We start from the raw sequence: 4,311 nt of genomic DNA, 5'->3' as shown, positions 1-4,311 counted from the left end.
AGATCACGCGCGCGATCTCGCGCATCGCCGTCGGGCTGCAGGACGAGTTCTACCTGGGCAACCTGTCGGCGCTGCGCGACTGGGGCCACGCGCGCGACTACGTCGAGATGCAGTGGCTGATGCTGCAGCAGGAAAAGCCCGAGGACTTCGTCATCGCCACCGGCGTGCAGTACAGCGTGCGCGAGTTCGTGCAGTGCGCCGCGGCCGAGCTCGGCGTGACGGTGCGTTTCGAAGGCACGGGCGTGGACGAGGTGGGCGTGGTCGAGCGCGTGCAGGGCAAGGAGACCCGCCTGTCGCCGGGCAAGGTGATCGTGCGCGTGGATCCCAAGTACTTCCGCCCGACCGAGGTGGAGACGCTGCTCGGCGATCCGTCCAAGGCCCACGACAAGCTCGGCTGGTCGCCCGCCACGCCGTTCTCCAGGCTGGTCAAGGAGATGGTGCGGGCCGACTTCCAGATCGCCCGGCGCGACGCGCTGGTGACGCTGGCCGGCTTCCAGGCGCTGGAACACCACGAGTAGGGCCGATCCGCAAGCGAAACGACCATCGAGCATCGAGAGCCATGAAAAAAGACGCCGTCATCTATATCGCCGGGCACAACGGCATGGTGGGCTCCGCGCTGCTGCGCCGGCTGCGCGCCGCGGGATACCGCAACCTCGTCACGCGCAGCCGCGCCGAGCTGGACCTGACCGACCAGGGCGCGGTGCACCGCTTCTTCGCCGACGAGGGCATCGACGTGGTGCTGCTGGCCGCGGCGCGCGTCGGCGGCATCCTCGCCAACGCGCTGCGGCCGGTCAACTTCCTCTACGAGAACCTGGCGATCGAGACCAACGTGATCCACGCCGCCTACCAGGCCGGCGTGAGCCGGCTGGTGTTCTTCGGCTCGTCGTGCATCTATCCGCGCGACTGCCCGCAGCCGATCCGCGAGGAATACCTGCTGAGCGGGCCGCTGGAGCGCACCAACGAGGCCTACGCCATCGCCAAGATCGCCGGGCTGAAGCTGTGCGAGGCCTACAACCGGCAGTACGGCACGCGCTACGTCTCGCTGATGCCGACCAACCTGTACGGCCCCAACGACAACTACGACCTGGCCACCAGCCACGTGCTGCCGGCGCTGGTCAGCAAGGCCTACACCGCGGTCAAGGAGGGCGCGCCGAGCCTGCAGGTCTGGGGCACCGGCACGCCGCGGCGCGAATTCCTCCACGTCGACGACCTCGCCGCGGCGACGCTGTTCGTGCTCGAGCGCGGCGTGGCCGAAGGCGTGTTCAACGTGGGCACCGGCGCCGACCTGCCGATCCGCGAGCTGGCCGAGCGCATCTGCCGCGTGGCGGGTTTTCGCGGCGGCCTGGTGTTCGACGCCGCGAAGCCGGACGGCACGCCGAGCAAGCGGCTCGACGTGTCGCGCCTCGCGCAGCTTGGCTGGCAGCCCGCGATCGGCCTCGACCAAGGCCTCGAAGCCGTCTACCGGGAGTACGCGGCGCGCAGGGATGGCGTGATGCCCGGGGGTGCGCCGGCCGAGGCCGGCGCACAGGCAAGCGCCGTCATCGAGTGACGAGATAAAGGAGCGAATCATGGCAGCTTCAGTGACCATATTCCACAACGTCGTCTGGTCGCGCCACAAGGGCGCCGTGCTGTCGGCGCTGTACAGCCAGTCGGCGGCCAGCCCGATCCGCTACACGATGGTGCAGATCGCGGAGACCGAGTACTACCGCGTGGGCTTCTCCGACGTCGACTACTCGTTCCACAAGTACCCGATGCACCAGCTCTACGCCGGCTGCTACGAGGACGTGCCGCGCTGGAAGATGACCGCGCGCCTGACCTGGGAAGTGATCAAGGCCAGGAGCGAGCTGGTGGTGCTGCCCGGCTACCACCGGCCCGAATACTGGGCCATGCTGCTGGCCTGCATCGTCACCGGCAAGCGGCGCGCGGTGTTCTGCGACTCCACCGGGCACGACCGGCCGCGGCGCATGGTGACGTCGATTCCCAAGCGGCTGTTCTTCTCGCTGTGCCACGGCTATTTCGGCTTCGGCGAGCGCAGCCGCGAATACCTGATGTCGCTCGGCGCGCGGCCCGAGCGCATCTTCACGCCATGCCAGGCGGCCGCCATGCCGGCCACGTACCAGCCCGAGCAGGTGGTGCGCCAGCGGCTGAGCCACCGCGCCGACGGCAAGCCGGTGTTCCTCTACGTGGGCCGGCTGTCCGAGGAAAAGGGGCTCGATACCCTGCTGGTCGCCTTCGCCGGGCTGCGCGGGCAACTGCCCGCGGCGACGCTGCGCATGGTCGGCACCGGCCCGCTGGCCGGCACGCTGCGCCAGATGGCGGCCAGCCTCGGCATCGAGGACGCGGTGGAGCTGGTCGGCAGCAAGCAGGACGAGGAACTGTCGCAGGAGTACTACCGCGCGCTGTGCATGGTGCTGCCGAGCTACAGCGAGCCGTGGGGCCTGGTGGTCAACGAGGCGCTCAGCCACGGCTGCCCGACGGTGGCCAGCGACATCTGCGGCTGCGTGCCCGAGCTGGTGCTGGAAGGCGAGACCGGCTTCGCGGTGCCGGTGCGCGACGCCGCCGCGCTGCAGGCCGGCATGGCGCGCGCGGTGGCGGCCTTCGCCGACACCCAGGCCACCGCCGAGCGCTGCCTGGCCGTGATCCGGCGCTTCGATCCCGCCAGCGCGGCATCGAACATCGCGCGCGGCTGCGCGGCGATGCTCAGCGAGCCGGACCTGCGCCAGCACGCCGGCGGCGTGCACACCTGAAGCGCCGGCGGCATCCCGGCCCCAGGGCCACGCGCGCAAATTCGATGGAGCGACCCGTGAGAATCCTCGTCTGCGGACAGAACTACGCACCGGAGCTGACCGGAACCGGCAAGTACACGGCCGAGATGGCCGAGGCGCTGGCGGCCGCCGGCCACGAGGTCCGCGTGGTCTGCGCGCCGCCCTACTACCCGGACTGGCGCGTCGGCGAAGGCTATTCGGCCACGCGCTACAGCCGCGAGTGGCGCGGCGGGGTGCGGGTCTACCGCGCCCCGCTGTGGGTGCCGCGCCGGCCCACCGGCGCCACGCGCCTGCTGCACCTGGCCAGCTTCGCGCTGGGCGCGCTGCCCGCGCTGGCGGCGCAGGCCGCGTGGCGCCCGCACGCCGTCATCGCGGTGGCGCCCAGCCTGATGAGCGTGCCGGCGGCGCTGGCGCTGGCGCGCCTGGCCGGCGCCAGGAGCTGGCTGCACGTGCAGGACTACGAGGTCGACGCCGCCTTCGGGCTGGGCCTGCTGCGGCGCCCGTGGCTGCGGCGCGCGGCGCTGGCGGTGGAGCGCTTCCTGATGCGCCGCTTCGACGTGGTGTCCACCATCTCGGAAAAGATGGCCGAGCACGCCGCGCGCAAGGGCGTGAGCGCCGCGCGCGTGTTCCGCCTGCCGAACTGGGTCGACACCGCGGCGATCTTTCCGCTCGGGCGGCCCAGCGCCTATCGCGGGGAGCTCGGCATCGCGCCCGGGCAGATCGTGGTGCTGTACGCCGGCAACATGGGCGAGAAGCAGGGCCTGGAAGTGCTGGTGTGCGCGGTGGCGGCGCTGGCCGGCCATGCCGGCATCACCTTCGTGTTCTGCGGCACCGGCCCGGCGCGTCCCATGCTCGAGACCTACTGCGCGGGCCTGGAGAACTGCCGCTTCCTGCCGCTGCAGCCGGCCGACCGCCTCAACGAGCTGCTCAACCTCGCGGACATCCACGTGCTGCCGCAGCGCGGCGACGCGGCCGACCTCGTGATGCCGTCCAAGCTCACCGGCATGCTGGCCAGCGGCCGCCCGACCGTGGCGATGGCCAATGCCGGCACCGAGCTGTTCGCCGCGGTGGCGGGGCGCGGCGTGGCGGTGCCGCCCGACGACATCGATGCGCTCGCCACCGCCATCAAGACGCTGGCCGCGGACGCCGCGCGCCGCGCCGGGCTGGGCGCGGCGGCGCGCGCCTATGCCGAGGCCACGCTGTCCTCCGGCGCCGTGCTCGCGCGCCTCGACGCGCGGCTGCGCGCGCTGTGCGGCGAGGACCCCGAGCAGCCGCAGGCGGCGGACCCGCGCGGCGCGGAAGACCTGGCGGCGCACGCGCTGCGGCCGGGCAAGACGGAGTAGCGCCGCAACACACGTAGGGAACAGGCAAAGGACAAGGGGAGAGCGGAGGAACAGGCAAGCCGGGCTGGACGGGTACAAGAACAGTTGGGGGAAAAGCAAGATGTCCGCTACACAACAGGCAGCGCTGCCCGCGGGCAGCCGCATGGCCGCGCCATGCGCGGGCCGGCCGGCGCCGCGGCGCGCGCGCGCCGCGCGGGCCCGCC

4 protein-coding genes are annotated in these 4,311 nt (G+C 72.0%); all 4 read left to right on the top strand.

Annotated elements, in window-relative coordinates:
* Positions 1-518, top strand: a 518-nt coding sequence (locus K206_RS0119585) for a GDP-mannose 4,6-dehydratase (RefSeq protein ID WP_020204090.1), incomplete at its 5' end; no start/stop codon positions are given.
* Between the two features lie 41 nt (positions 519-559).
* On the top strand, positions 560-1,549 hold the full coding sequence (locus K206_RS0119580) for a GDP-L-fucose synthase (RefSeq protein ID WP_020204089.1): 990 nt from the start codon (positions 560-562) through the stop codon (positions 1,547-1,549).
* A 19-nt stretch (positions 1,550-1,568) separates the two neighbouring features.
* The gene (locus tag K206_RS0119575) at positions 1,569-2,747 is read left to right on the top strand and encodes a glycosyltransferase family 4 protein (protein ID WP_043366920.1); all 1,179 of its coding nucleotides are present in this window, start codon (positions 1,569-1,571) and stop codon (positions 2,745-2,747) included.
* Positions 2,748-2,803: 56 nt separating this feature from the next.
* The gene (locus tag K206_RS0119570; RefSeq protein WP_020204087.1) at positions 2,804-4,108 is read left to right on the top strand and encodes a glycosyltransferase WbuB; all 1,305 of its coding nucleotides are present in this window, start codon (positions 2,804-2,806) and stop codon (positions 4,106-4,108) included.
* Positions 4,109-4,311 lie beyond the last annotated feature (203 nt).

It is taken from the genome of Cupriavidus sp. WS (assembly GCF_000395345.1).
In the GTDB taxonomy this organism is placed as follows: Bacteria; Pseudomonadota; Gammaproteobacteria; order Burkholderiales; family Burkholderiaceae; genus Cupriavidus; species Cupriavidus basilensis_B.
This window is presented reverse-complemented; position numbering and strand designations above follow the sequence as displayed.